The organism is Couchioplanes caeruleus, from assembly GCF_003751945.1.
GTDB lineage: Bacteria > Actinomycetota > Actinomycetes > Mycobacteriales > Micromonosporaceae > Actinoplanes > Actinoplanes caeruleus.
The window spans coordinates 4,921,542-4,946,175 of sequence record NZ_RJKL01000001.1; the positions used below are offsets into that span (position 1 = coordinate 4,921,542).

General features: G+C 70.8%; 26 protein-coding genes. 16 read left to right on the top strand and 10 right to left on the bottom strand.

The features are described 5' to 3' along the window. Positions 1-190 precede the first annotated feature (190 nt). Positions 191-724, top strand: a complete 534-nt coding sequence (locus tag EDD30_RS21820) for a hypothetical protein (RefSeq protein ID WP_071805434.1) — start codon at positions 191-193, stop codon at positions 722-724. Positions 725-726: 2 nt separating this feature from the next. On the opposite strand, the gene EDD30_RS21825 is transcribed toward EDD30_RS21820, so the two are convergent. From EDD30_RS21825 to EDD30_RS21845, 5 genes are read right to left on the bottom strand one after another with little or no spacing between them, the layout of a single operon-like run. Then, positions 727-1,329 carry a hypothetical protein gene (locus EDD30_RS21825; protein ID WP_071805455.1) on the bottom strand — a complete coding sequence of 201 codons (603 nt, stop codon included), beginning with the start codon at positions 1,327-1,329 and terminating at the stop codon, positions 727-729. Further along, a complete protein-coding gene (locus EDD30_RS21830) occupies positions 1,329-2,465 on the bottom strand; it encodes a M23 family metallopeptidase (protein WP_071805433.1) in 1,137 nt (378 codons plus the stop codon). The genes EDD30_RS21825 and EDD30_RS21830 overlap by 1 nt, the downstream gene beginning before the upstream one ends. Further along, positions 2,462-3,016 (bottom strand): hypothetical protein, encoded by a 555-nt coding sequence (locus tag EDD30_RS21835; protein WP_071805431.1) that lies wholly within the window; start codon positions 3,014-3,016, stop codon positions 2,462-2,464. Before EDD30_RS21835 ends, EDD30_RS21830 begins: the two co-directional genes overlap by 4 nt. A gap of 6 nt (positions 3,017-3,022) precedes the next feature. Beyond that, a complete protein-coding gene (locus EDD30_RS21840; protein ID WP_071805429.1) occupies positions 3,023-4,990 on the bottom strand; it encodes an MFS transporter in 1,968 nt (655 codons plus the stop codon). 2 nt (positions 4,991-4,992) lie between these two features. Further along, on the bottom strand, positions 4,993-8,142 hold the full coding sequence (locus tag EDD30_RS21845) for an ATP-binding protein (RefSeq protein ID WP_244945355.1): 3,150 nt from the start codon (positions 8,140-8,142) through the stop codon (positions 4,993-4,995). 304 nt (positions 8,143-8,446) lie between these two features. On the opposite strand from EDD30_RS21845, the gene EDD30_RS40770 reads away from it, so the two are divergent. Next, on the top strand, positions 8,447-8,749 hold the full coding sequence (locus tag EDD30_RS40770; protein ID WP_084556392.1) for a hypothetical protein: 303 nt from the start codon (positions 8,447-8,449) through the stop codon (positions 8,747-8,749). 300 nt (positions 8,750-9,049) lie between these two features. Here the strand turns inward: EDD30_RS40770 and EDD30_RS21850 are convergent, their stop codons facing one another. Then, positions 9,050-9,412, bottom strand: coding sequence for a hypothetical protein (locus tag EDD30_RS21850; RefSeq protein ID WP_071805424.1), 363 nt, complete (start codon positions 9,410-9,412; stop codon positions 9,050-9,052). Between the two features lie 12 nt (positions 9,413-9,424). Continuing rightward, positions 9,425-9,724 (bottom strand): hypothetical protein, encoded by a 300-nt coding sequence (locus EDD30_RS21855; RefSeq protein WP_071805422.1) that lies wholly within the window; start codon positions 9,722-9,724, stop codon positions 9,425-9,427. A gap of 393 nt (positions 9,725-10,117) precedes the next feature. On the opposite strand from EDD30_RS21855, the gene folP reads away from it, so the two are divergent. From folP to EDD30_RS21890, 7 genes are all read left to right on the top strand, one after another. Then, a complete protein-coding gene (gene folP / locus EDD30_RS21860) occupies positions 10,118-10,933 on the top strand; it encodes a dihydropteroate synthase (RefSeq protein ID WP_211277784.1) in 816 nt (271 codons plus the stop codon). Next, positions 10,930-11,289, top strand: coding sequence for a dihydroneopterin aldolase (folB, locus tag EDD30_RS21865; RefSeq protein ID WP_071805418.1), 360 nt, complete (start codon positions 10,930-10,932; stop codon positions 11,287-11,289). The genes folP and folB overlap by 4 nt, the downstream gene beginning before the upstream one ends. After that, the gene (folK, locus tag EDD30_RS21870; RefSeq protein WP_071805416.1) at positions 11,286-11,813 is read left to right on the top strand and encodes a 2-amino-4-hydroxy-6-hydroxymethyldihydropteridine diphosphokinase; all 528 of its coding nucleotides are present in this window, start codon (positions 11,286-11,288) and stop codon (positions 11,811-11,813) included. Before folB ends, folK begins: the two co-directional genes overlap by 4 nt. A 35-nt stretch (positions 11,814-11,848) precedes the next feature. Beyond that, positions 11,849-12,328: a DUF3180 domain-containing protein gene (locus EDD30_RS21875; RefSeq protein WP_071805453.1), complete on the top strand. Its 480-nt coding sequence runs from the start codon at positions 11,849-11,851 to the stop codon at positions 12,326-12,328. 76 nt (positions 12,329-12,404) lie between these two features. Beyond that, the gene (locus tag EDD30_RS21880; RefSeq protein ID WP_123678844.1) at positions 12,405-13,664 is read left to right on the top strand and encodes an ABC transporter permease; all 1,260 of its coding nucleotides are present in this window, start codon (positions 12,405-12,407) and stop codon (positions 13,662-13,664) included. 96 nt (positions 13,665-13,760) lie between these two features. After that, positions 13,761-14,045: a hypothetical protein gene (locus EDD30_RS21885; RefSeq protein ID WP_071810230.1), complete on the top strand. Its 285-nt coding sequence runs from the start codon at positions 13,761-13,763 to the stop codon at positions 14,043-14,045. A gap of 52 nt (positions 14,046-14,097) precedes the next feature. Continuing rightward, the gene (locus tag EDD30_RS21890) at positions 14,098-14,589 is read left to right on the top strand and encodes a hypothetical protein (RefSeq protein WP_071810231.1); all 492 of its coding nucleotides are present in this window, start codon (positions 14,098-14,100) and stop codon (positions 14,587-14,589) included. A 175-nt stretch (positions 14,590-14,764) separates the two neighbouring features. On the opposite strand, the gene EDD30_RS21895 is transcribed toward EDD30_RS21890, so the two are convergent. Beyond that, entirely contained in the window at positions 14,765-15,778 is a 1,014-nt protein-coding gene (locus tag EDD30_RS21895; protein ID WP_071810232.1) for an ABC transporter ATP-binding protein, read from the bottom strand. Between the two features lie 2 nt (positions 15,779-15,780). Between EDD30_RS21895 and EDD30_RS21900 the strand changes: the two genes are divergently transcribed. The 4 genes from EDD30_RS21900 (at position 15,781) to EDD30_RS21915 (ending at position 20,059) form a co-directional block, all read left to right on the top strand. Further along, complete coding sequence (locus EDD30_RS21900; protein ID WP_071810233.1) at positions 15,781-16,503, top strand: ABC transporter permease; 723 nt, start codon at positions 15,781-15,783, stop codon at positions 16,501-16,503. Next, complete coding sequence (locus EDD30_RS21905; RefSeq protein ID WP_071810234.1) at positions 16,500-17,216, top strand: ABC transporter permease; 717 nt, start codon at positions 16,500-16,502, stop codon at positions 17,214-17,216. The genes EDD30_RS21900 and EDD30_RS21905 overlap by 4 nt, the downstream gene beginning before the upstream one ends. 193 nt (positions 17,217-17,409) lie before the next feature. Beyond that, complete coding sequence (locus tag EDD30_RS21910) at positions 17,410-18,408, top strand: glycine betaine ABC transporter substrate-binding protein (protein WP_071810235.1); 999 nt, start codon at positions 17,410-17,412, stop codon at positions 18,406-18,408. Between the two features lie 115 nt (positions 18,409-18,523). Then, positions 18,524-20,059, top strand: a complete 1,536-nt coding sequence (locus tag EDD30_RS21915; RefSeq protein WP_148088157.1) for a hypothetical protein — start codon at positions 18,524-18,526, stop codon at positions 20,057-20,059. 13 nt (positions 20,060-20,072) lie between these two features. Here the strand turns inward: EDD30_RS21915 and EDD30_RS21920 are convergent, their stop codons facing one another. Together EDD30_RS21920 and EDD30_RS21925 are read right to left on the bottom strand one after the other, a co-directional pair. Beyond that, a complete protein-coding gene (locus EDD30_RS21920; RefSeq protein WP_071810237.1) occupies positions 20,073-21,197 on the bottom strand; it encodes an NADH-quinone oxidoreductase subunit D in 1,125 nt (374 codons plus the stop codon). Between the two features lie 129 nt (positions 21,198-21,326). After that, positions 21,327-22,289 carry an SAM-dependent methyltransferase gene (locus tag EDD30_RS21925; RefSeq protein WP_071810238.1) on the bottom strand — a complete coding sequence of 321 codons (963 nt, stop codon included), beginning with the start codon at positions 22,287-22,289 and terminating at the stop codon, positions 21,327-21,329. Between the two features lie 138 nt (positions 22,290-22,427). On the opposite strand from EDD30_RS21925, the gene EDD30_RS21930 reads away from it, so the two are divergent. The 3 genes from EDD30_RS21930 to panD are packed head-to-tail and all read left to right on the top strand — an operon-like array spanning position 22,428 to position 24,579. Continuing rightward, complete coding sequence (locus EDD30_RS21930) at positions 22,428-23,321, top strand: Rossmann-like and DUF2520 domain-containing protein (protein ID WP_123678455.1); 894 nt, start codon at positions 22,428-22,430, stop codon at positions 23,319-23,321. Then, positions 23,318-24,151, top strand: a complete 834-nt coding sequence (panC, locus tag EDD30_RS21935) for a pantoate--beta-alanine ligase (RefSeq protein ID WP_071807154.1) — start codon at positions 23,318-23,320, stop codon at positions 24,149-24,151. The genes EDD30_RS21930 and panC overlap by 4 nt, the downstream gene beginning before the upstream one ends. After that, positions 24,151-24,579, top strand: a complete 429-nt coding sequence (gene panD / locus EDD30_RS21940) for an aspartate 1-decarboxylase (protein WP_071807155.1) — start codon at positions 24,151-24,153, stop codon at positions 24,577-24,579. Before panC ends, panD begins: the two co-directional genes overlap by 1 nt. Positions 24,580-24,634 lie beyond the last annotated feature (55 nt).

Below are 24,634 nucleotides of genomic sequence, written 5' to 3' on the forward strand. Positions count from 1 at the left end.
CGATCCGAGGTCCGTAGCCGGGTCAATCTTCCCAGCCGGCGATGCACAGGGTGACGCGCGGGCTCCACCGAGCGGCAGCACCCACCAAGCCATCGAAGCCGCTCGTCACGCCGGCACTCTATCGACCGAACCCCGGCGGCTGCCGAGTATCGAGAGCTAGTCCACAGGGGAACCCACTAATCTCGTAGGGGTGCAGCCCACCAACCCGCCCAGCCAGCCGGCGGTCCCACCCCCGGCCCAGGCCGCTGCGCCTCCGAAACCGAGAAACCGCCGCGCCAGGCTCATCCTGGCAATGGCGGCAGGCATCCTGTCCCTCATCTGCCTAGGCGGAGTCGGAGTCTTCATCTCCCTCTACGACGAAGCCACCCAAATCAAAAGAACCGCCCCCGACGCGGTGGTGTCCAGCTATCTCCGCGCTTTCTTGGTGAATCGCGATGACGGGGAAGCGGCGCTCTTCATGTGTAAGACGACCTCCGACCTGAGCGGCATGACTGCTCTTCGCGCCGAGATGGTGGATCGCGAAAGGGTCTTTGATGTGACGGTCAGCGTCAATTGGGGAACTTTGACGGTGTCAGGCGAGGGCGACCGGCGTGACGTCTCCACTGAGCTGACCATTGCTGGCTCCGCTGATGGTCAATCGATCAGTCAGCGCACGGAGTCCTGGCGATTCGGTGTAGTCGACCAAGATGGATGGCGGGTCTGTGGGGCGGCCAAGGTATCTTGAGGTCATTCCAACCAAAGCAGGTGGACGGCCACTGTAAGTGTCCTTGGCGTTTTACCAGTCCAAGACCAGCGGTACCAGTCTAGTTCGGTGGTTACTCGGGCGCAGATGTCGCCTTCGTCGCTGGTGTGGAGTTCGGTTACCGCTCGCAGGTCTCGTCGTTCGCTGCCGTCCTCGAGGATCTGGACTACTCGGCGACCGGTCAGGCCGTCCGCGTCCAGTGCCGCCACAGGGTTGCGGCGCGGCGGTTCGTCCATCGACACCAGGCGGGACATGACGTCGGCGCGCTTGTTCGCCGTATCCGCCATGCCCAGTTCCTCCACCCACACCCGCTCCACCGGAACGAGCGGCGCGAACACCTCCGTCTGCTCCGCCTCCGCGCGATACCACTCGCCCTCCGGCATCACCGGCACGTACGTCCGGCTGCCCTGCACCACCTTCTCGTCGGCGCGCAGATCGGCGCGCCACCCATGCCCCGGCAGGCCGATCAGGACGCGTCGGCCGCGCAGGCTGCCACCCATGGTGGCCGGGGTCGGTACGACCGGCCGCGGCGGCCCGGGCGCCCACTCGGAACTGCCCGCGAACGGGTCCGGCAGGGGGCCGCCCATCACTGTGAACCGGTCAGCGGGGCGCCACGCTGGGCCATGAACTCGACCGGGTCTTCCGCGCTGGCGCTGGAGGTGTCGTTGTTACGGTGCACCTCGAAGTGCAGGTGAGGACCGGACGAGTTCCCGCTCGAACCGCAGTACGCGATGACCTGGCCAGCAGCGACTCGCTGGCCGACCTTCAGATCCGGCCGTTTCACCAGGTGGCAGTAACGGGTCATGATGTTGCCGGCATGCCGGATCTCGACCATCCAGCCGCACCCACCCTTGCCCGGATACCCCGCACGGTCGCAGTCTTTCACCCCACTGAACGTCTCGTCGCACATGACGCGCGAGACGACGCCGCTGGATACCGATCGAACCGGCGTATTGAGGCCGGCGATGATGTCGACCCCATGGTGGTCCGGGCGCTGTGCGGTGCGGAACCCGGACCCGACGCTCCACCTGTGCTCGTCTTTGGCCTTGACCGCGAACGGACTCGTCCACCCCGAGGCGGCGATATCCGCGCCCGAGGCACAGACCATTGACAACGAGTTCCCCACCGCGTTGGCCGCGCCGTCCGCGAGCAGATTAACGATCCGGGTGGCGACGGGTTCATGCTTTGCGTACGCATCCGGGTAGGCACTGATCTGCACCCTTTGCGCGGCGCGTGTCAGTGGCATGGTCTCCCAGCCGTCGATCGTCTTGAGCTTTTCGTAGAACTTGGTCGCAGCGTACGTGGGATCGGTGACCTGCGCCGGAGTGCCCCACCCGGTTTCCGGCCGCTGTTGGAACAGCCCGAGCGAGTCGTGGTCGTTCTCTTTGCCCAGATGTCCGAGGTTCCTCAGACCGGACTCCTGCATCGCGGTCGCGACAGCGATGACCCAGGCTCGCGGCGGCATCTTCAGCTTCGCGCCGACGTTGATGATGATCGCGGCGTTCTTCATGTGTGCTGGCCCGTACGGCGGCAGACGCGGCAGTTTGGAATCCGGATCGACCGGCCCTCCGGTGCCGCAGCCAGACGTGTACAGGCTCAGATCGTCGTCGCTGCCGAACCCGCCCAGCAGGAGCGCGCTGATGCTGCCACCGCAGCACAGCAACGCCAGCGTGGCCACGAGGGCCACCAGCAGAGCGATCCGCCGTGGACGTGGCGCGGTCATGACCTGTCCCAGTCGACGCCGTCGACAAGCCACCGTCCGTCCGGCGCGACGAGTTGAAGCGTCAGCTTGCCGGAATCCACGGTGACAACGGCGTTGACCAGCCCGTCGCCGATGGGTACGAGCGCCGGCCGCCCGATCACCCGATCGGCGGGAACGTCGGCCGGGTCGACGCCGTTCAGCTCGTCGGAGAGGCTCTTGGTGGCATTGGGGACGATCCCATCGTGCCAGGCCTTTGCGGAAACGTTCTTGTGGTCGACCCACGCCGAGGCAAACGCGTACGCGACAGCCTCGGGCGCCGCGGTCCCCGGACTCGTCCGCGGCGACGGCGGCGGCTCGTCGTCCACGATCACGCCGTCGTCATTGAAACTGGGATCCACACTCACGGTCGGCGCCGGCGACACGGGGGCGAGCAGCCGCCCTTCGTTGCCGCTGCCGTCGGAGAAGAGCCGCCCGATACCGACCACCGCGAGTACGAGCACGGCGATCACCAGCGCCACACCCCACCGCGACCGGAACAACCCGGTGAGACCGCGTTCGAGCACCCTGCGCATGATCGCTCACCGGGCCTCGGTACGCACCCGCGGCGGCGCCGGTTCCCGCGTGGTCGCGCCGGTCTCCGGACGATAGATCGCGTATGAAGCCGGCGGCTCGGCGACATCGGGCTCGGTCCACCCCGCCGCCCTCCGCTGCCGGTTCGGCGAAGCCGCGCCACCCACCGGACCTGGCCGAGGATCCCCCACCGCCGCGGCGTCCCCAGAAGACTCCTGACCATCCGGCCGCGGGGCGACCACGGTCGCATCCCGAACCGCCCCGGACGTCGTCTCGGTGCGAGCCGCAGCAGCATGCGCCGGATCCTCGAGGCGAGCCTCGGGCCGAAGATTGCCCTGCTCGACAAAGACGGTCCGCCCCTTGCCGATCCGCGGCTCGGTCGTCCCCCCGGCATCGGCGACGTCGAGCTTCGCAGCCTCCCGCATATCCCGGAAGAACCTCCGATGCCACGACCCGGCCGACGTGATCGCCGCCGTGCTGTCCTTACCGCCCAACTGAGTGATCCGCCGGTACGGGCGGAGAAGCAACCAACCCACGACCCCGCACAGCCACACCAGAACCACCTGCAGCCATCCAGGCAGGCTTGCAGTGTTCATGATGAGATCCACAGCGAAGAGATAGATCGCCGCCCCGGTCCCGAAGATCGCAATATTGAAGATCGCCGCAATGACGGCGTTGCCAAGCCGCCGAATTCCCGAACTAGCCGGCCGCAACAACCCAACCGTGCCAAGAATCGGCGCGGCAATAACCGCCCACCGAAAGATCAGGAAGCCCAGCAACACCAGCAGAGAAGCAGTCAAATCAAACATCGCAAACATGATCGCCGCCAGCACCGCGATAAAACCGGCGCCAATCCGCTCCATCCCATTGATGCCCTGCAGGTACTCGTAAGCTTCCGGATCCTCAACCTTGATCTGTTCGGCCACCTTCTCCCACTGGGCATTCTTGGCCTTGATCGTCGCCTGGCGATCATTCGGGTTCGTCCTCAGTCGCTCCGCATCGCGCCAAGTCAGCGAGCGTGCGTCGTAGAGGGCGCGTCCATACTTCTTCGCGGTCTCGCTGTCGGCTGAGCCAAGTAGTCCTCGCAGCCAGTTGCGATAGAGCATCGTCTCGGTCGCGGTGTCGCTGGCCCGAACCGCCGGTGGGCGATTATCTGTACATGCTCCGGGCGTCTTGTCGTCACATTTCGACTCAGGTGTGTCCTGTGCCCGTGGTCCTACTGCATCGTGCACGACGCCCAACGTGGTGATGAGGCTCTGGTCGGCGATGTTTGCCGAGCGGACGGGCCACGCGGCGATGGCGGTCACAGCGACCATGATGAGGATCGCCCACCCTGCGGTCGTTGTGGCCGCGCCCATGTCGGCCTGGCGTGATCGCCACAGAAGATAGAGACCGACAACTGCTAGAGTGATGACTCCGAAAACGCTGAATACCTTCTCGTAGACGGCCTTGGTTGCTTTATCAACAAGCGGATCAGCCCAACCCCACAATGCTTGGGGGTCCCATGCGCGCTCGCGGAGCGCGTTGGATGCGCCTATGACTGCCGTGGCGATCATGAATTCACCGTTGGCGACGGTCGTCTCGATCTTATATTCGGGGTCTATTAAAGTCGACGCGCAGCCACCCTCTAGGTCGTAGGTCGTATAGCTGTAGCCCGCGTAGCCGTATTGGCTGTAGATCCCTTGTGGGCCGTTCAGCGTGGAGGACTTCGGCCGCTCGGCAAACCAGCCGGCCAACCCGGAATCGGGTGTACTGGGCGTCGGTGGCATAAGGCACTGCGCCCTGTCTTCGGTCACATCAGCCAGGCGATTGACGCAGGATCTGAAGTCTTGTTGCCACTCTTCTGTGCTGCATGCGCCGCCGGGGGCTTGGAGGGAGGCTGCTGTTGCCGGGGTCGGGACTACTACTGCCCAGGCAATGCTTGCCACGACCACTACCGCCATGGTTGTCAGCAGGGCGCATACCCGGCGGAGCATGGTCAGGCCTCCAGGTCGGAGAAGGTCGGGATGGCTGTTGGTGCCGCCTTCGCCGCTGCCGGGGTGGTGTCCAGGTGTTCCAGCAGGCCTTCGACGTACGAGACGTCGACTCTCACCTTCTGCACCCGGCCGTCCACGTCTCGCATGACGAACTCTCGGAAGCCGAGGCGGGACGATGACGACGTGTCCGCCTGCGACAGCGACGCCAGGGTCGCCTCGTAGCCGTCGTGGACCGGGACGCGGAGGAGGCGGAGGGCTTCCGAGGCGATTTCCTGGTCTTCGGCGATGCGGCCCACGAACACGGTCGAGACCAGGTTCTGGACGTCGAGGCCGAGGATGTCGCGGGGGTTCTGGGAGGCGACCAGGGCCGCGAGGTTCCATTTGCGGGAGTCGCGGGCGAGGCGGACCAGGAATGAGCGGCCGGAGCGCCAGCCTTCCATGAAGTGGGCCTCGTCCAGGCCCACCATTTTCCTCGACGACATCGAGCCGCCGTAGCAGCGGCGTACCGCCAGGCGGTGGGCGGTGTGCAGCATCGGTAGGGCCAGGGATTCCTCGGCCGACCAGTATTCCCTCTCGATCTTCAGGTCGGGCAGGCGCAGGCCGGCCATCGTGATGACCGTCAGGGCCGCGTCCGCGCCGAGCAGGTGCTGCGGCGGGCGGCCGAAGAAGAGCAGGGCAAGCGGCATCTCCGCCGTGTCCAGCAGAAGGTTGGCCAGTTCCTTGCCTTCGTCGTCGTCCAGGCCCTGGAGGGTCGCCACGACGTCATCCAGGGTCGAGGTCTCCTCGGCCGGGACCCGGCGTACCGCGTGGCGCAGCAGCGTCGCCGTCGAGGCCTCCTTGGCGACCTGCGGCGGCACCAGCATGGAGCAGATGTCCTGGACCAGCATGCGACGTTCGGCGCGGGCGTTGGAGACCGCGATCTCGTACTCGCGGTCCCCGGTCGGCCCGGTCGCGAACTCGGTGCGGACCGGGGTCGGGATCAGCGCGTATGGCGCGAGGGTTCCCTGCTCGGAGCCGGTCAGATTCAGGACCCTCGAGTACGGCCGCAGCTCCGGCATCTGGCACAGCCGGGCGAGGGGGCCGGACGGGTCGAGCAGGGTCACCTGGACGCCTCGGCGGGCGTTGAGGTAGCCCAGCGCACCCATCAACGTGGACTTGCCGCCACCGGGCTCCGCGACGAAGACGCCGAGGCCCGAGCGTTCCCGGACCTCCATGGGGAAGTGCAGGTCGAGGAAGACCGGCCGGCGGCAGGTTCCCGCCGTACGCCCGATGAGGTCTCCCCGGCGGTCACCGACCGTCGACGCGGCCTGGGGCAGCGCGGCGGCCAGCAGTTTCACCGGCATGCGGCGCACGTAGCCGGTGTTGGCGATGGGTTCGCCCGGGATGAACTCGCGGGCGAGCTGGTCCTGGTTCTTCGGGTGCTGCAACGAGATGCGCAGCTCGCGGGAGTAAAGCTGGATGAGCCGGCGCGCGCGTTCGAGGCATTCCTCGCGGGTGCGGCCGCCGACCGCGATGCGGTGCCAGCCGTGGGCCCGGGCGGACTCGACGGGTAGGCCGGTGGTCATCTCGTCGCCGATGACCAGGGCGCGCTTGGCGAGGCGTTCCAGCTCCGGCGGGGCGTCGATGCCGTGCTCGGCGTAGTCGAGCTGCTGGGAGCGGATCATGCGGAGCCGGTGCTCGAGGTTCTTGAACGAGCTGTTCGATCCGAGGATGTCGAGGCGTGAGGAGAGCTCCATCGGCCACGGCAGGCGCTCGTGGAAGTGCATCCACGGTTCGTGCTTTTCCGGGATCTCCAGCGGTTCCATGCGTCCGACGGAGAGGACCGCCACGTGCCGTTCCTCGCCGGTCATGCGGTTGACCAGCTTGACGGTGGAACCGTACGGGGTCCGGTAGCGCTCCACCTGCTCGGTGAGCGCGAGCAGGTCGCCGCGTTCCCAGTGCCCGTGCGAGACGGGGGAGAGCGGTCCCGGCGGTGCCATGCAGAGCGCGACCGAGCGGAACAGCAGCCATTCCAGCTCCTGCGGCGTGACCCGCCGTCCGCGCATGCCGAAGGCGTTGAGAACCTCGTCGAACTGCTCGACCGTCCGGCCCAGCTTGCGCCGCTCGCTGTCGGAGGTGCCCCGGCCGAACATGCGCAGGATGCGCTCGGAGAACGTGTCGCCGAGCGAGCGCCGCGCGAAGGTCACGCCGAGGTAGGTCTGTCCCTCGGCGTGGTTGACCGAGAGCAGGTGCCGCTGGGCGGCGACCAGATGGTCCGACCAGGACGTCCCGCCGGTGACGTCGGGCAGCGGCTTGGCGGTCAGGGAGTCGACCGTTCGGGCCCATTCGTCCGCGGGGAACGGCCGGTTGGTCCGGCGCAGGTGCAGGCGGAACCCGGCCAGGCCGGCGTACTGCTCGGAGATCGCGGAGAGCAGTGCCTCGCGCTCGGCGTCGGGGCGGAAGGCCCAGCGCACCTCGGGCAGGTAGTACCACGCCGTGACGGTGCTCTGGGTGAACGTGAGGTGCCCGGCGATCTCACTGATCTCCAGCTCGATGGCCGGGTCGCGGTCGCTGAACTTGAGCTTGTGCGGGCGCAGCGGCGCCGGCTTGACGTCCTTGGCCGGCTTGCGGACGGCCGGCAGGTTGGCGGGCTCGTCCCGCTTCCGGCGACCCCTGCGCTTGGCGGGCGCCTTCTCGCGCCGCGGCGAGGGGGCCTTCTCCGGCATGGGCGCCAGCTCGGCGTGCCGCTCCGGCTCGGCCCCCGCATTCACCGGGTACGTCCCCGGCGCACCGGCCGCATTCATCGGGTACGCCCCCACGGCGCCGACCGCGTCAGTCGGGTGAGGTTCTGGCGTGCCGGCCGAATTCATCGGATACGGCGTGGTGGCGGCTTCGGCCGGGTGCGGTCCGGGGGCGCCGACGGGGTGCACGCCGGGCATGGTCGTCGGCAGTGGACCATCGGGTTGGCCGACCGGGTACACGCCGGGAGCCGTGGTAGCTCCGGCGGCCTGCTGCCACAACGGCGGCGTCTGAGGTGCGGGCGTTGTCTGAGGTGCGGGCGTTTCGCCGGACCGGATGTCGTCCGGCCAGTCGCCCAGGCCGAGGTCGGATGGCTCGCGCTCGTCGAAGTAGTCGGCCTGCGGCCCGACCGGAGCCCGGGTGAAGGGCGGCACCGGCGGATCGGCCGGCCCCCCGGAGGTCGGCAGCGCCTCTGAAAGCGGCGCGGCAGACGGTGGCGCGGCAGACGGCGGCGCGATGGGCGGTGGCGCGACGGGCGGAGTCGCAGGCCCCGATACGGGCGCGGCCGAGGGTGAGCCCGACACAGGCCGGACCGGCGGCGGCCCCGACACCGGTCGGACGGTAGGTGGTCCGGACACCGGGTCGACAGCGGCGGGCGCCCCGGAGACCGGGACGGCAGCGGCAGGCGGCCCGGAGACGGGGCTGGTGTCGGCAGGCGGCCCCGAGACCGGCTCGGATATGACGGCAGGCGCTCCGGAGACCGGCCCGACGGCCGGTGGCGCCGAGGCCGGTGGAATCGGGGCCGGTGCGGCCGAGACCGGCTGGGCCGAGACCGGCTGGGCCGAGACCGGCTGGGCCGAGACCGGCTGGGCCGAGACCGGCTGGGCCGAGACCGGCTGTGTGGACATCGGCGGGGCGGAGGTCGGGTGGGCTGCGGGCGGCGGGGAGGAGGAACGGCGGGCGTCTTCGCCGTCGAAGTCGAAGCCGAAGTCGAAGTCGGCGTCCGGGTCGTCCGGCGGGGGCTCGACCGTCGGTGGCTGACGTGGCGTCGTGCCGCCGAACAGGTCGAGGAACGGAGAGTCGATGTCCATCGGGTCGACCGGCGGCGGGGTGCCGTTGGTGCGCGGGCGGATCGGTTGAGGGGCCTGGAAGACGGCTACCGCGCCGTGTCCCGGCCCCGGCACCTGCTCCGGCGCCGCGTCCTCCGAAGAGTAGTCCTTCGGTCGCGCACCGTTACTCGGCCTGCCCGCCGGAGACGACTCCGCACGGGGATGCCCGGGCGGTGGGGAAGCGGTCATGCGCCGACCCCGTTCGGGCATGCGGCAAGAGGGGCGAGACTGGTCATACCAACTCCTCCCGTACCCGGATGCGCGTGGCGACTAGTCGCGGGTCTCGCTGCTCGACGGCCGGTTCGCGGGTGCGCTTCCAGTCGGTGAGCGCGGTGCGGATGACCATCCGGGCCGGCCGGTCGGGGTCGACGTGCCGGAAGACGTAGGACGTGGTCACCATGGCCAGCGCGATCTCCCACGCGGGAAACGCGTCGAACTCCCACGTGATGAGGTAGTGCAGGAACACGAAGACCGGAACGAGGACGACGAACATCCCGTACTGCGCGTACGGAAGGTGCATGGGCAGCGTGTATCCGGGCGGACCCAGGTAGACCAGGCGGGCCCGGTAGATGTCGTCGTCGGTGCGCAGCCGCATGGGAGCTCGGCCTCAGCTGAAGATGAGGTTGATGAGGTAGTCGCCGACGAAGAACAGGGTCGCGGCGCCGGCGATGAAGGCCAGGCCGACGATCGCGATCGCGCTGCTGGTCAGCACTTTGGAGATCTCGCCGCGGCTGGCCCGGCCGATGAAGATGACACCGAGCACGGCAAGCAGGATCGGGGCGATGTTGCTGGCGAAGAAGGAGACGACGCCTTCGGTGTTGATGCCCTTGGGCTGGTCGGGGGCAGCAAGGGTGGCGCCATGGTGCATTGCCGTCGCGACCCGCGCGGCGAGCTCTGTGGCGATCATCGGTAAACCTCCCGGGTGCCCGACGTGAGGGTGCCGGACACGCTGCAGTTGTTAAGCCTGGTGGCAACGCCCATATGGTGCTACTTCCCGCTCACCACGTCGAGTGCGCGGAGTCGATGCTTAAGGGCCCTGCTGTCCTACCCACGCCCGTCTGCTCTCTTCGGTTCATTAATGATGCCTAGCTCCGAAGCGTACGGGCCGTACTTCCTACCTACAAGCTGACTGATTCGTTACCCAAGATGAAGGCGTGACTGAACGTGACTCATTCCCGATCGTACATGTGTTCGAAGGATGTCTGCCGGGTACCGTCTTCCCGTGAGTGAGCCGACCGGTAGCGCAACGACCCGGCACGTCGCGGGCGACCTGCTGCTTCATCAAGATCACCCGGTCGTGATGGGGGTTCTCAACGTGACGCCGGACTCGTTCTCCGACGGCGGGCGGTACGCCGGTCTCGAGGCTGCCGTCGCCCACGGGATCGCCCTGCACCGCGCGGGAGCCGACATCGTCGACATCGGTGGGGAATCCACCCGTCCGGGCGCCGATCGGGTCGATGCGCCGACCGAGATCGCCCGGGTGCTGCCGGTGATCCGGGAGTTGGTCGCGGCGGGCGTGCCGCTCAGCGTGGACACCACCCGGGCCGCTGTCGCCGCCGCCGCGCTCGAGGCGGGCGCCGCGATCGTGAACGACGTCTCCGGTGGACTCGCCGACCCCGGCATGGCCGCGGTCGTCGCCGACGCCGGCTGTCCCTGGATCTTGATGCACTGGCGCGGCCACTCGCGCCGCATGCAGGACCTCGCCGTGTACGCCGACGTCGTCGCCGAGGTCCGTGACGAGCTCCGGCACCGCGTGGACGCCGCGGTCGACGCCGGAGTGGATCCGGGCCGGCTGATCCTCGACCCCGGCCTCGGCTTCGCCAAACGGCCGGAACACAACTGGGCCCTGAGTGCCCATCTCGATCGACTGATCGCCCTGGGCCATCCGGTGCTGTTCGCCGCGTCGCGCAAGACCTATCTCGGCCGGCTGCTCGCGGACGCCGGCGGCGAGCCGCGCCCCGTGGACGGCCGGGAGCCGGCGACGATCGCGACGTCCGTCCTCGCGGTGGCGGCGGGAGCGTGGGGCGTGCGGGTGCACGACGTCCGCGCCACCGTGGACGCGCTGGCCGTCTGGCGGGCCACCGGAAGCCCCCGCTTGGAAAGGACACACCCATGACAGACCGGATCTCGCTGCGCGGGCTTCGCGTACGCGGCAATCACGGCGTCTTCGACTTCGAACGCCGCGACGGCCAGGACTTCGTGATCGACGTGGAGCTGGAGCTCGACCTCGCCCCGGCGGCCGCCAGCGACCACGTCGACGACACCGTGCACTACGGGGAACTGGCCGAGCGCCTCGCCCAGGTGGTGGCCGGTGAACCGGTGAACCTGATCGAGACCCTGGCCGACCGGCTCGTCGCGGTGTGCCTCGACGACGAGCGGGTCGCCGCGGCCACGGTCACCGTGCACAAGCCCCAGGCGCCCATTCCACAGGAGTTCGCCGACGTGGCCGTCACCCTGCGGCGTACCCGATGACCCGGGCCGTTCTGTCGATCGGCGCCAACCTCGGCGACCGGTACGCCCATCTCAAGGGCGCCGTCGAGGGACTGGGCGAGAGCGTCGTGCTGGTCTCGGGGGTGTACGAGACACCACCCTGGGGTGACACCGCGCAGCCGGCGTACCTGAACGCGGTCCTGCTGGCCGTCGACCCGGCGGCCGACGCCCGGGCCTGGCTGGAGAAGGCCCGGAACCTGGAGGCCGGAGCCGGACGGGTCCGCGATCCCGGGCGCCGGTTCGGCCCGCGCACGCTCGACGTGGACGTCATCGCGGTCTGGGCGGACGACGGCGATCCCGTGATCAGCGACGACCCGGAGCTGACGCTGCCGCACCCGCGTGTGCACGAGCGGGCCTTCGTGCTCAAGCCGTGGCTCGACATCCAGCCGTACGCCCAGCTTCCCGGCCATGGATGGGTGACCGATCTGCTGAACCTGCCGGCGCTCGCCGCCGACGCGAACGCGATGACCCCCCGGCCGGATCTGACGTTAGAGTCTGGAGGGTGAGTAGCGTTCCCGGCGGCGCCGCGCCCGATCCGTCGATGCGGCCGACCAGCCTCTCCGCGCTGGTGATCGCCGGGCTGGCGGCCGCCGCGGCCGGCTGGCTACTGCTCAGTTCCTTCTACGCGCGGATGCCCCGGCTGCCCTGGCTGCCGATCATCGTGCTGGCCACGCTGGCGATCGCGGAGGCGGTCCTGGCGCAGAACACCAGCGCCCGCATCGAGCGCAAGCCCGGCGCGCCGCGGGTCGACCCGCTCGCCGTCGCCCGCTACGCGGTCCTCGCCAAGGCGTCCTCGCTGGCCGGGGCGATCTTCGCCGGGTTCTCCGCGGGCCTGCTGGCCTGGCTCGCCCTCGAGCCGACAAAAGCCGCCACCGACGACGTGCCGGCCGCCATCGGAGGGGTCGTGGCGTCGCTCGCGCTCGTCGGCGCGGGGCTGTGGCTGGAACGCTCCTGCCGGGTGCCCGACGAGCCGGACCGCAAGGATGGGGACGATTCGGGCAGGCGCGCCGGACATCCGTGAGCTGACCTCGCCTCAAGGCTTGAACTCAGGCCCCCTCGCTTCCGTATGCTGAGCCGCGCCGGAGGAGGTGGACGAGATGGCCTACGACGAGACCCCGTACCGTCGCAACGTCGGCGACGCGCAGACGCCGGCCGACCCGGCGGCATACCGGACCGGCTCGGCGGCCACCGACCCCCGCTCCTGGCGCCGTGATCCGGAGGCGGACGACGCCGGGACCCGGATCACCGAGCCGTTGCCCGCCGCCGGCCGCCGTGCCGACCTCGGGCGCGACCGGCTCGGCGTCCACATCGGCTGGGAGATCGTGCTGCTGCTGGCCGTCGCGGCCGTCGCCTTCCTCCTCTACCGGCTCGATCCCGCCGCCCTGCGCCGGCCCGCGCTGGACACGCTGCTCACCTCGGGTGCCGCGATCGGGCTGCTCGCCCTCGGCGCCGGGCTCACGCTGCGCGCCGGCGTACCGAATCTCGCGGTCGGCCCGATCGCCCTCGCCGCGGCGCTGCACTTCGCCGAGAACGGCGACGACGGTCTGGTCCGGGCGGTGGTCCCGGCGCTGATCGTCGCCGCCGCCGGCGGCCTGGTGGCCGCGGTCCTCGTGCTCGTGCTGCACGTGCCGGGCTGGCTGACCTCGCTGGCCGCGGCCATGGGCGTCATCGTGTACGACCAGTTGCGCACCGCCCCGGCCCCGATCCAGCGCACCTATGACCTCTCCGACCAGGCGTTCTACCTCTTCGGCGGCTTCGCTCTGGTGGCCGTGATCGGCGGCGCGCTGGGCACGGTCCAGCCGATCCGCCGGATGATCGGCCGGATGCGCCCGGTCGGCGACCCGGCCGACCGGCGCGGCGGCCAGGCGGTGCTGCCGGTCGTGGCCGCACTCGTGCTGTCGTCGGTGTTCGCGGTCGGCGCCGGCACCCTTCTGGCGGCCCGGTCGACGGCGCCGATCGTGCCCGGCACCGGGCTGGAGTGGACCGGGGTCGCGTTCGGCGTGGCACTGCTGGCGGGCACGAGCGCGTACGGCCGCCGCGGCGGCATCTTCGGCACCCTGCTCGCGACGGCCGGGCTGACGCTGTTCCTCGACTACGCCGACCGCCGCGACTTCGACATCGCCCTGTTCGCGGTCGGCGCCGCCGCGATCGGCGCGGGCCTGCTGGTGACGCGGCTGGTGGAGACGTACGGACGGCCGCTGCCGCCGACCGGCGTCGACGAGGACTGGAACGGCGCTCCGGACACCGGCGAGTGGTCGCCGGCCGTGCCGGAGACCTGGTCGTCGTCGTCGGCCACCTCGGCGCAGAGCCGCTCGTCCGAGCAGTGGGACCTCGGACCCTGGGGCGGCGGACGCTGATGGTCGTGGAGCGGCGGAGGCTGATGGTCGTGGAGCGGCGGAGGCTGATGGCGTGACCGGCACGGTGGCGTCCGGTTGCGGCCCTATGCTGACGTCATGACCGATGCCACCTTCGCCGAGCTGGACGCCCTGACCACCGAGGAGCTGCGCGAGCGGGCCTTCGCGCGGGCGCGCGAACGTCGCGACCTGGGCTTCTTCTGGTCGGTGTTCAAGCACCTGCCCGACTCGGACGACGCCGCCGCCCTCGACGGCGCGCCGCACACGGTGGGCCCCACGATCGACGAGGCCGTGGCGTTGTGGCGGGAGCTGACCGGTCACGGGTACGGCGAGCAGGAGCCGCTGCTGCGGGCCGCGTTCATCGACTATCTGCAGAAGCACTAGCGCATCCACGCGTGTCGTTTGAAACTGAGCGCCCGCTGGGAACTAGCGGGTCATGGCTCTCACCAACCGCTACAGATCCGCGCCGGGTGCGGGCACGCTGGCCGCACTCATCCTGGTCTTGATCTTCGGCAGTCCCTGGTACGCCGACTGGGCCGCCGACAACACCGACCCCGACACGGCCGGAGGCTGGTGGCTGCGCCTGCTGGCGTGGCCGCACTGGCGCTTCGACTCCGACGACTCCCTGCGCTCGATCATTCTCGCCGACCTCAGAGCGATCCTGGTCGTGGTGCTGACCCTGCTCTTCCTCTACCTGCTGCCCGGCTCGCAGCTTGCCCGGGCCCGCGGGACGATCAGCCAGCTCTTCGCCGGCTGGGCGTCCTACGTCTTCGCGGGTGGCTTCGCCGCCCTGCTCACCGCCCTGTTGCTGGCGAACCCGTCGCTGCTCGGCGCGTTCCGCGCGGCCGGCGAGGGCGCCGCCTACGGCCTCTTCGTCGGCTGGATCATCGGCCTGGCCACCCTCGGCGGCCGCCGAGGCACCCGCTGAACGACCGAGGCCACCCACCGCCAGGCCTATCGCCAGGCGGTCGAGACATCCCTAGGCGACCGACAATGTCCCAGGTCGCCGAAGCGCCCGCCGCTCCCCCGCCCGGTGGGCGGCAGCCCGGACCGTGCCGGGTCCGGGCTGCGGTGCCCGCTCAGGTCCGCGGTGCGGTGCCCGCTCAGGTCCGGGCCGCGGCCTGACGATTCGGTACGTCGAAGAGCAGCGACCGCGAGATGGTCCCGACCGGCTTCCCGTCCTGCATGGCCACCACGTTCAGCGCATCGCTGGTCAGCATCACCGACAGGGCGTCGTAGAGCGTGCCGCCCGCGTCGACCGTCGGCAGCCGCTCGATGTCCTCGATCTGTCCCATCGGGCGCATCGCGTCGCGCACCTTGGTGACCGTGAGCCGGCGGACGCCCCGGTCGTTGCCGACGAACTCGCCGACCGCCGCCGACGCCGGCTCGCTCAGCAGGTCGGCCGGGGAGGCGTACTGCAGCAGCCGGCCGCCTTCGGCGAGGACCGCGATCCGGTCGCCGAGCCGTACGGCCTCGTCGATGTCGTGGGTGACCAGCACGATGGTCTTGCGGACCGCGGCCTGGAGCCGGAGGAATTCCTCCTGGAGGCGGCCGCGGACGATCGGGTCGACCGCCGAGAACGGCTCGTCCATGAGCAGCACCAGCGGGTCCGCGGCGAGCGCCCGGGCCACACCGACCCGCTGACGCTGCCCGCCCGAGAGCTCGTGCGGGTAGCGGCCGCCGTACCGGGCGGGGTCCAGGCCGACGAGCTCGAGCAGTTCCTCCGCGCGTGCCCGGGTCTTCTTCCGGTTCCAGCCGAGCAGCCGGGGGACGGTGCCGACGTTGGCGCGGATCGTCTGGTGCGGGAAGAGTCCCACATTCTGAATCACGTACCCGATGTGCCGGCGCAGCTCGACGGGGTCCTGCGCCGCGATGTCCTCACCGTCGATGAGGATCCGGCCCTTCGACGGCTCGATCAGCCGGTTGAGCATGCGGAGCACGGTCGACTTGCCACAGCCGGACGGCCCGATGAGGACGGCCAGCTCGCCGGCCCGCACCTCCATGCTGATGTCGCCGACGGCCACGGTGCCGTCGGGATAGACCTTTCCCACGTTCTCGAGCGTGATAGACGCCGCGGTCCGGCCAGCACCGGAGTCGTTGATCGCGGTAGCGTCCACGTATGTCCTTCCTGTCGAGGGCCCCGGCGCCCGCGTGGCCCCTGGCCGCCCCCGCTGACGAGGGTCCGGGCAATCCGTGGTTCTCCTGGCGCTATGTCCACGACAACGCGGACGACATCCTCTCCGCCGTGCAGTTCCACTCGAGTCTCACCGCGCGCGCGGTGATCATCGCGTTGGTCGTCGCCCTGCCGCTGGCGATCGTCGCCTACTGGTGGCGACCGCTGACCGGGCCGATTCTTGCACTCTCGGGCGTCCTCTACACGATTCCGTCGCTCGCGCTTCTCGCCATGGTCGCTCCGGCCGTGGGCACCACGAGCGATGCGTCGGTCCTGATCGCCCTGGTCCTGTACGCCCTGCTCGTGCTGGTCCGCAACACCCTCGCCGGGCTGACCCAGGTGCCGGCCGAGGTTCGCGACGCCGCCTCCGGCATGGGCTACGGCCGGCTCGGGCTCCTGCTGCGGATCGAGCTGCCCCTGGCCCTGCCGGGCATCCTCACCGGCCTGCGCCTGGCCACGGTCTCGACCGTGGCGCTGGTGACGGTCGGTGCGATGATCGGCAAGGGTGGCCTCGGCGATCTGATCCTCGGCGGCTTCGGGGACAACTTCTACAAGGCCAAGATCATGACCGGCGCGATCCTCTGCGTCGCCCTCGCCCTCGTCCTCGACCTCGCGCTGGCCGGGCTGGGTCGCTTGCTGACGCCCTGGAGCAGGGAGCGGCGCGCGTGAACTACTTCCGCGAGGGCTTCATCTGGCTCAACGACCCGCTGAACTGGACCAACCCCGGTGGCCTGCTGGAGCGGCTCGAGGAGCACCTGCTCATCAGCGGCTGGGCGGTGCTGCTGGGCTGCGTCGTCGGCTGGCCGCTCGGCATCTGGCTCGGCCATCGCGGCCGCGGCGGGGGAGCGGTCGTCACCGTCGCCAACCTCACCCTGGCCATCCCGACGCTGGCCCTGCTGACCATCCTGCCGCTGACCCCGCTCGGCTTCGGCAAGCCGCCGGTGGTGGTGGCACTCGCCGTCTTCGCCGTGCCGCCGTTGCTGGCCAACGCGTACACCGGGCTGCGGCAGATCGACCCGGAGACCCGCGACGCGGCCCGGGGGATGGGCCTGTCCGGCGGTCAGTTGCTGCGGCGGGTGGAGTTGCCACTGGCCGTGCCCTATCTCGCGGCCGGATTGCGTACGGCGGCACTGCAGGTCGTCGCCACGGCCGCGCTGGCGGCGTTCGTCAACGGCGGCGGGCTGGGCCAGATCATCGCCGCGGGTTTCGGCGTCGGGATGAGCAACGGCGGCGGTGGACAGATCGTCGCGGGCGGCATCGTCGTCGCGCTGCTGGCACTGCTCGTGGAGGCTCTGCTGGCGGGTGTGCAGCGTCTGGTCACCCCGCCGGCCCTGCGCGGGCAGCGGCGACGCCGGCCGACCGCCGCGGCTCCGGCCGGGTGATGGTCACAGGTAACGAATGGGCAACGTAGGACCGCGAGCGGCATAGGTTGTCGTACCCCCAGGTTAGGAACGGAGGTGCCGTTCCTGCGCCAGGGCGGCGTGCACAACCGAAGATGCGGGCATCGGAACTTCGACTGCCCGTCGGACACGCGGCGCGGCCGACCGGTCGTGCCGGGACACAGAAGGCGGCAGTATGCATCGACACCTGCTCCTGACGGCCGGCACCCTCATGACCGCCGCCGTCATCCTCACCGGCTGCGGCGAATCCGGCTCGTCGGGCACCGCGGCCCCGCCCAGTTCCGCCTCCGGCGCCGGGTGCGCCCCGGTCGCGGGTGACACGCTCGTCGTGCTCACCGACGACAAGAACCTGCAGAACACCGACAACATCGTCCCGGCGATCAACAAGAAGTCCTCCTCGCCGCAGCTCGTCGCGGCGCTGGACAAGGTTTCCGCGGCCCTCGACACCGCCAAGCTCATCGAGCTGAACAAGGCCGTCGACATCGACCGCAAGTCGTCCAAGGCGGTGGCGCAGGAGTTCGCCACGGCCGGCAACCTCACGGCCGGCATCGCCAAGGGCCCCGGCGGCGACCTGACCGTCGGCGCCGCGAACTTCGCCGAGAGCAAGACGCTCGGCGAGCTCTACAACATCGTGCTGACCGCCGCCGGCTACACCGTCGAGGTCCAGCAGATCGGCAACCGCGAGCTGTACGAGCCCGCCCTCGAGAAGGGCGAGATCGACGTGGTCCCGGAGTACGCGGCCACCCTGGCCACCTTCCTCGCCGGCAAGGTGGAGGGCAAGGACGCCAAGGACCCGTCCTCGCCGGACCTCACCACGACGATGACCAACCTGACGGCGCTGGGCGAGAAGTCCGGCCTCGTCCTCGGCACGCCGTCGCCGGCACAGAACCAGAACGCCTTCGCCGTCACCGACGCCTTCGCGACCAAGTACGGCGTCAAGACCCTGTCCGACCTCGCCGCCAAGTGCTCGGGTGCGGCCACTGTCCTCGGTGGTCCGCCGGAGTGCCCGCAGCGGCCGAAGTGCCAGCAGGGCCTCGTCGAAAAGTACGGCTTCCAGGCGGGCAAGTTCAGCTCTCTGGACGCGGGCGGCCCGCTGACCAAGACCGGTCTCAAGCAGGGCACGATCAGCGTCGGCCTGGTGTTCAGTTCGGACGGTGCCCTGGCGGCCGGCTGATCTGTGGTCCCGCCCGCCGAGCCTTGCGCCCGGTGGGCGGGACGCCGCCACTTTCGGTGCGGAGCGGCGCCTGCCCGTTCCGCGACGGACGCCGCTCTCGGTAGCATCTGCGACCATGCCTGACCGGGATCCCGATATGCGGCACAGCGACCATCTTCCTCGCGCGCTGATCTGGGCCGGCATCGGCCTGGCCCCGCTGGCGGCTGTCGTGGTGCTGACCGGCGGCGCCGGTGGCTCGGTGAAGTTCGCGGTCCTGCTGGTCGCGCTGTGCGTGCTGCTGATCGGCACGTCTCTCCTGGTCCGCCGCGAGCCGGCGACGGACGTCGACGAGCGGGTGACCACAAAGGTCGAAGCGTTGCGCCGTGAGCTGCGCGACGAGGTGCGCAAGGCCGGTCCGCGCCCGGCCGTCGCAGCCGGGACGGCCGAAGGACCCGGCGTGGAGGGTCGTGCACCCGTCGGCGCGGCCATGGGGTCGGCACGACGCGTGACCGCCTCCGCCTCGGTGTCCCCGGCCGTCGCCGGCACCGCGCCTCCTCCGCCTTTCGCCACGGCCGCGGTGGCCGGTACTGCTTCTCGTTCGTCTGTCGCTTCGTCCGCGGTCGCTGGCGCTGCGCCTCGTCCGCCTCTCGCCGCGGCTGCCGTCCCCGGCGTGGCGCCTCTCCCGCCGAAGCCCGCCTCGGTGCCGGTCAGGGCGGCGGCGACCCGGCCTGCGGCATCTCCCCGGGAGCGGGGTGCGGCCTCGGTGCCGGCGCCTCGGGCGGGGTCGTACCGTGACCATCTTCTGCACGCCGCGGCTCCCGAACGGCGGCGAAGGCATGCGGCCCCGGACACCGGCACGGACATCGCCGGCTCCGGCTACGGGCCCGACGCCGAGCCGGACTGGTCCCACACCGCCGGAGACGGATTCGAGCCGGACCCGCTCTGGTCCCGTTCCGGACAGGTGTGGCCGGACCATTCCACTCCGGAGCCGGGCGGCTTCTCGACTCCGGAGCCGGCCGGCTTCGAAGCGCAGGCTGCCTACGGCCTCACCACCGGTGCCCTCAGCGGCTCGGCAGACGACGCCGCCGGGGCGTCGAACGGTTACGACGGTGGCTACCCGGCCGGACGCTACGACGGCGGCGGCGTGGAATACGGCACGGGCTACGACGACCGCAGCGCGGGCCACAAGGACAGCACCGGCTACGACGGCGACGCGAGCTACGACGGTGGCGCGGGTTTCAACGGCGGCGCGAGCTACCGAGACGGTGGCGCGGGCTATGACGGTGGCGCGGGCTATGCCGGTGGCACGGGCTACGAGGGTGGCGCGGGCTATGACGGTGGCGCGGGCTACGAGGGTGGCGCGGGCTATGACGGTGGCGCGGGCTATGACGGTGGCGCGGGCTATGACGGTGGCGCGGGCTATGACGGTGGCGCGGGCTACGAGGGTGGCGCGGGCTATGACGGTGGCGCGGGCTATGACGGTGGCGCGGGCTACCGGGGTGGTGGCGCGGGCTCCCGCGCGGCAGGCAACCGCGCGGCAGGCAACCGCGTGGCGGGCAACGGCGCGGCGGGCTACGGCTATGGGCGGGGGCAGGGTCGGGTGCGCGGTAGCGCCGACGGTCTCGACCGGCGCCCCGCTCCGGACCGGGATCGGCACCGCCGCGGCTGGTGACCCGCCGCGGGTCCTACTTGTCGATGTCGCCGACCACGAAGAACATCGAGCCGAGAATGGCGATCAGGTCCGGCACGAGACAGCCGGGAATCAGCGTCGCCAGCGCCTGGACGTTCGCGTACGACGCCGTGCGCAGTTTGAGGCGCCACGGTGTCTTCTCGCCGCGGGACACCAGGTAGTACCCGTTGATGCCGAGCGGGTTCTCCGTCCAGGCGTACGTGTGGCCCTCGGGAGCCTTGACCACCTTGGGCAGTCGCACGTTGACCGGTCCGCCGATACCGTCCACCCGGTCCAGGCACTGCTCGGCCAGGTCCAGCGACACGTAGACCTGCTCCAGCAGCACCTCGAACCGGGCATGGCAGTCGCCCGCGCTCCGGGTCACCACGGGCACGTCGAGCTCGCCGTACGCCAGGTACGGCTCGTCGCGCCGCAGGTCGAGGTCCAGGCCGCTGGCTCGGGCGACGGGTCCCGAGGCGCCGTACGCCGCCGCCTGCTCGGCGGTCAGCACGCCGACGCCGACCGTACGCGCCAGAAAGATGTCGTTCCTGCGGATCAGGCGGTCGATGTCGGGCATCCGGCTGCGAACCAGCGCGATGGCCTCCCGGGCCCGGCGCGTCCAGCCGGCAGGCACCTCCTCCTTGAGGCCGCCGACCCGGTTGAACATGTAATGGATGCGCCCGCCGGACACCTCCTCCATGACGGCCTGCAGCGTCTCCCGCTCGCGGAAGGCATAGAACATCGGGGTGATCGCCCCGATCTCCAGCGGGTAGGACCCGAGGAACATCAGGTGGTTCAGCACCCGGTTGAGCTCGGCGAGCGCCGTCCGCAGCCAGGTCGCCCGCTCCGGCACCTCGATGCCCATCAGCCGTTCCACGGCGAGGACGACGCCGAGCTCGCTGGAGAACGCCGACAGCCAGTCGTGCCGGTTGGCGAGCACGATGATCTGCCGGTAGTCACGGACCTCGAAAAGCTTTTCGGCGCCGCGGTGCATATAGCCGACGATCGGCTCGCATTCGACGACCCGTTCGCCGTCGAGCTTCAGCCTGAGCCGGAGCACGCCGTGGGTGGACGGGTGCTGCGGACCGATGTTGAGCACCATGTCGGCGGTGTCGAGCCCGGCTCCGGTCCCGACCGTCATCTCCCGCAAGTCACTCACGGCTCAGATCGTCCCACGAAGCTCGACGCCCGCCTCGTGCGGCGGCCGCCGAGCGGCTCACATCGCCCCACGAAGCTCATCGCCGGCCTCGTGCGGCGGCCGCCGAGCGGCTCACATCGCCCCACGAAGCTCGACGCCCACCTCGTGCAGCAGCCACCAGTGACCGCCGAGCCCGCCCGGGTCGGTCAGCTCCGCCGCCGCACCCGCCGCGCCCAGTGCGCGCAGATAGCCCGTCGGGTCCGTGCGGGCAAGATCCAACGGTGGCCGGCCACCGTCCACACCCAGGGCGTGGAGCGCCGTCCGCTGCGTCATGATCCGGTACGGCGTCCCGCCGGCGGCCGCGGCCGAGTCGAGGGCCACGTGCGCGGTCACATCACAGCTCCCGTCCGGTACGGGATCGACCTGCCGCCCGCCCCGGTATCCGGTGAGCGTGCCGAACGCCGGTCGGGCGCCGCGCAGATGCCCGTAGTCGACCGCCAGGGCGCAGCCCCGGCGCACCGAGGCGACCGCGTCGGCCCAGGCCACGTCGCGGGGCCAGCCGATCTCGATCCGGTCGCCCAGCCCGGCCCGTGGCCACCACCGGGCGATCCAGAACCGGTCGGCGGGGTTCACGTCGGCGCCCAGCGACTCCGTGCCGGTGGCGAGGTCGACGAGCAGCCGGCGGGCGCGCCCGTCCGAGTCGATCTCGGCCACGTCGAGCGGGACGTTGTCCAGCCACTCGGTGGCGAGCAGCACGCCCACGATGTCCGCCGGAATGTCGGATCGCCAGGCCGTCGTGGCGGGCAGTCCCCCGGGCCGGGGCGCCAGCTCGACGCCGGTGAACCGGAGGCGTCCCTCGAGTGCCGTCCCGGCGGCCGAGGCGGCCAGGGCGGCGAGCAGTTCCCCGCGTCCCGCGCCCACGTCCACCACCTGCAGGACCGGCGGCCGGCCGAGCCGGGCGTCCACCGCCTCGATCAGCCGCAGCAGAGCGCCCGCGAAGAGCGGGGAGGCGTGCACGCTGGTCCGGAAGTGGTCGGCCGGGCCTGTGGCCGCGCTCGTGAAGAACCCCTCGGCGCCGTACAGCGCGTGTTGCATGGCGAACCGCCAACCCACCCTCGTCACAGGAAGCAATCTACGGCGGTGCAGTTGTTCACACGCCCTTGTCACGGGTGTGTTACGGGGGCGCATACTTTCCCTCGACCGGTACCCCCTTGTCGAGGACTGGATCTGCATATGAGCGCAGTGCCGCGTGCCGCCTCGCGCGCGTACCCGCTGGTCGTCGGCGTTGTCGGTGCGGGCCGGGTGGGTGCCGTTCTCGGGGCCGCCCTCGCCGCGGCCGGGCACGACGTGGTCGCCGCCGCGGCCGTCTCCGCCGCCTCCCGGGAACGAGCCCGCCGACTGCTGCCGCGGGCCGAGATCCTCCCCGCCGACGAGGTCGCCCGCGCCGCCACCGATCTGCTGCTCCTCGCCGTACCCGACGATGCGCTCGGCGGCGTCGTGTCCGGGCTGGCCGCGACCGGGGCGCTCGCCGACGGCGCGGTGGTCGCCCACACCTCCGGTGCCCACGGCCTCGCGATCCTGGGGGACGTCGACGGCATCGCGCTGCACCCGGCGATGACCTTCACCGGCGCGGACGGCGACCTCGACCGCCTGCCCGGCATCGCGTGGGGCGTGACCGCCCGCGACCGGGCCTTTGCCGCCCGCCTGGTCACCGACCTCGGCGGCGTCCCGGAGTGGATCGCCGAGGATGCCCGGCCGCTGTACCACGCGGCGCTGGCGCACGGGGCCAACCACCTGGTCACGCTCGTCAACGAGGCGGCCGACCTCCTGCGCGCCGCCGGTGTGCAGCGCCCGGCCACCGTGCTCTCGCCGCTGTTGCACGCGGCCCTCGGCAACGCCCTGGAGCTCGGCGACGCCGCGCTGACCGGGCCGGTGTCGCGGGGCGATGCGGGCACCGTACGCAAGCATCTCGACCGGCTGGCGCCGGAGTCTGCGCCGGCCTATCTCGCCCTGGCCCGGCGCACCGCCGACCGGGCCATCGCCGCCGGACGCCTGCGCCCGCAGGACGCGGCGCTGTTGCTGGATGTCCTGGCCTCCGCCCACGCGACCGTTGGGAGCCCCTCATGACCGTTCTCGTCCACACCCGGGCCGAGCTCGCCGCCGCCCGCGCCGCCGCACCGGGTCGGGTCGCGGTGGTGATGACCATGGGCGCCCTGCACGAGGGGCACCGCCGGCTCATGCGGGAAGCCCGCGAGCGGGCCGACTTTGTGATCGTCACGGTCTTCGTGAACCCGCTGCAGTTCGGCCCGAACGAGGACTTCGACAAGTACCCGCGCACGCTGGCCGCGGACGTCGAGGCGTGCACGGCCGAGCGGGCCGACCTGGTGTTCGCCCCGGACCGCGACGAGATGTACCCGGGCGGCACGCCGTCGGTGACCCTCGACGCGGGTGCCCTCGGGACGATCCTGGAGGGCGCCAGCCGGCCCGGCCACTTCTCCGGCATGCTGACCGTGGTCGCCAAGCTGCTCCAGCTCACCCGCGCCGACATCGCGTTCTTCGGCGAGAAGGACTACCAGCAGCTCGCGCTGATCAAGCGCATGGTCACCGACCTGGAGATCGGCGCCGAGATCGTGGGCGTGCCGACCGTACGCGAGCCCGACGGCCTGGCGATGTCGAGCCGCAACCGGTACCTCTCGGCCGAGCAGCGCGGGGCCGCTCTCGCGCTCTCGCAGGCGCTGCGCGAGGGGGCGTTGCAGGACGACGGCGCTCGCGTCCTGGAGGCGGCGAGGAAGATCCTCGACGACGAGCGGGGCGTCGCGGTCGACTATCTTGCGCTCACCGACCCGCTGCTCGGGCCCGCGCCCACGACGGGCCCCGCCCGCCTGCTCGTGGCGGCGAAGGTCGGCACCACCCGCCTGATCGACAACGTTCCGCTGCTCCTGGGAGAGGTCGCCTGATGCTCCGCACCATGCTCAAGTCCAAGATCCACCGGGCCACCGTGACGCAGGCCGACCTGCACTACGTGGGGTCGGTGACCGTCGACCTGGACCTGCTGGAGGCGGCGGACCTGCTGCCGGGCGAGCAGGTCGCGATCGTGGACGTGACCAACGGCGCGCGCCTGGAGACGTACGTGATCCCGGGCGAGCGCGGCACCGGCGTGATCGGCATCAACGGCGCGGCGGCCCACCTGGTGCACCCCGGCGACCTGGTCATCCTGATCTCCTACGGGCAGATGGACTCGGCCGAGGCGCGCTCGTACCAGCCCCGGATCGTGCACGTGGACGCGGACAACAAGATCATTGAGCTGGGCGCGGACCCGGCGGCCGCCGTCGAGGGCATGGCCGACGATCTGGTACGGGGTGATCTCACGCTGTCCGCGCGCTGAGGCCGATGGATCTCATCTTTCTGGGAGTCAGCGAGTCCCTACTCTCTGCGGGGGC

Excerpts from the sequence above, each read along its gene's own strand:
- EDD30_RS21825 (WP_071805455.1), bottom strand. The coding sequence starts at position 1,329 with ATGGGCGGCCCCCTGCCGGACCCGTTCGCGGGCAGTTCCGAGTGGGCG.
- EDD30_RS21830 (WP_071805433.1), bottom strand. The coding sequence starts at position 2,465 with ATGACCGCGCCACGTCCACGGCGGATCGCTCTGCTGGTGGCCCTCGTG.
- EDD30_RS21835 (WP_071805431.1), bottom strand. The coding sequence starts at position 3,016 with ATGCGCAGGGTGCTCGAACGCGGTCTCACCGGGTTGTTCCGGTCGCGG.
- EDD30_RS21840 (WP_071805429.1), bottom strand. The coding sequence starts at position 4,990 with ATGCTCCGCCGGGTATGCGCCCTGCTGACAACCATGGCGGTAGTGGTC.
- EDD30_RS40770 (WP_084556392.1), top strand. The coding sequence starts at position 8,447 with ATGACGGCAGGCGCTCCGGAGACCGGCCCGACGGCCGGTGGCGCCGAG.
- EDD30_RS21850 (WP_071805424.1), bottom strand. The coding sequence starts at position 9,412 with ATGCGGCTGCGCACCGACGACGACATCTACCGGGCCCGCCTGGTCTAC.
- EDD30_RS21855 (WP_071805422.1), bottom strand. The coding sequence starts at position 9,724 with ATGATCGCCACAGAGCTCGCCGCGCGGGTCGCGACGGCAATGCACCAT.
- folP (WP_211277784.1), top strand. The coding sequence starts at position 10,118 with ATGGGGGTTCTCAACGTGACGCCGGACTCGTTCTCCGACGGCGGGCGG.
- folB (WP_071805418.1), top strand. The coding sequence starts at position 10,930 with ATGACAGACCGGATCTCGCTGCGCGGGCTTCGCGTACGCGGCAATCAC.
- folK (WP_071805416.1), top strand. The coding sequence starts at position 11,286 with ATGACCCGGGCCGTTCTGTCGATCGGCGCCAACCTCGGCGACCGGTAC.
- EDD30_RS21875 (WP_071805453.1), top strand. The coding sequence starts at position 11,849 with ATGCGGCCGACCAGCCTCTCCGCGCTGGTGATCGCCGGGCTGGCGGCC.
- EDD30_RS21880 (WP_123678844.1), top strand. The coding sequence starts at position 12,405 with ATGGCCTACGACGAGACCCCGTACCGTCGCAACGTCGGCGACGCGCAG.
- EDD30_RS21885 (WP_071810230.1), top strand. The coding sequence starts at position 13,761 with ATGACCGATGCCACCTTCGCCGAGCTGGACGCCCTGACCACCGAGGAG.
- EDD30_RS21890 (WP_071810231.1), top strand. The coding sequence starts at position 14,098 with ATGGCTCTCACCAACCGCTACAGATCCGCGCCGGGTGCGGGCACGCTG.
- EDD30_RS21900 (WP_071810233.1), top strand. The coding sequence starts at position 15,781 with ATGTCCTTCCTGTCGAGGGCCCCGGCGCCCGCGTGGCCCCTGGCCGCC.
- EDD30_RS21910 (WP_071810235.1), top strand. The coding sequence starts at position 17,410 with ATGCATCGACACCTGCTCCTGACGGCCGGCACCCTCATGACCGCCGCC.
- EDD30_RS21915 (WP_148088157.1), top strand. The coding sequence starts at position 18,524 with ATGCCTGACCGGGATCCCGATATGCGGCACAGCGACCATCTTCCTCGC.
- EDD30_RS21920 (WP_071810237.1), bottom strand. The coding sequence starts at position 21,197 with ATGACGGTCGGGACCGGAGCCGGGCTCGACACCGCCGACATGGTGCTC.
- EDD30_RS21925 (WP_071810238.1), bottom strand. The coding sequence starts at position 22,289 with ATGCAACACGCGCTGTACGGCGCCGAGGGGTTCTTCACGAGCGCGGCC.
- EDD30_RS21930 (WP_123678455.1), top strand. The coding sequence starts at position 22,428 with ATGAGCGCAGTGCCGCGTGCCGCCTCGCGCGCGTACCCGCTGGTCGTC.
- panC (WP_071807154.1), top strand. The coding sequence starts at position 23,318 with ATGACCGTTCTCGTCCACACCCGGGCCGAGCTCGCCGCCGCCCGCGCC.
- panD (WP_071807155.1), top strand. The coding sequence starts at position 24,151 with ATGCTCCGCACCATGCTCAAGTCCAAGATCCACCGGGCCACCGTGACG.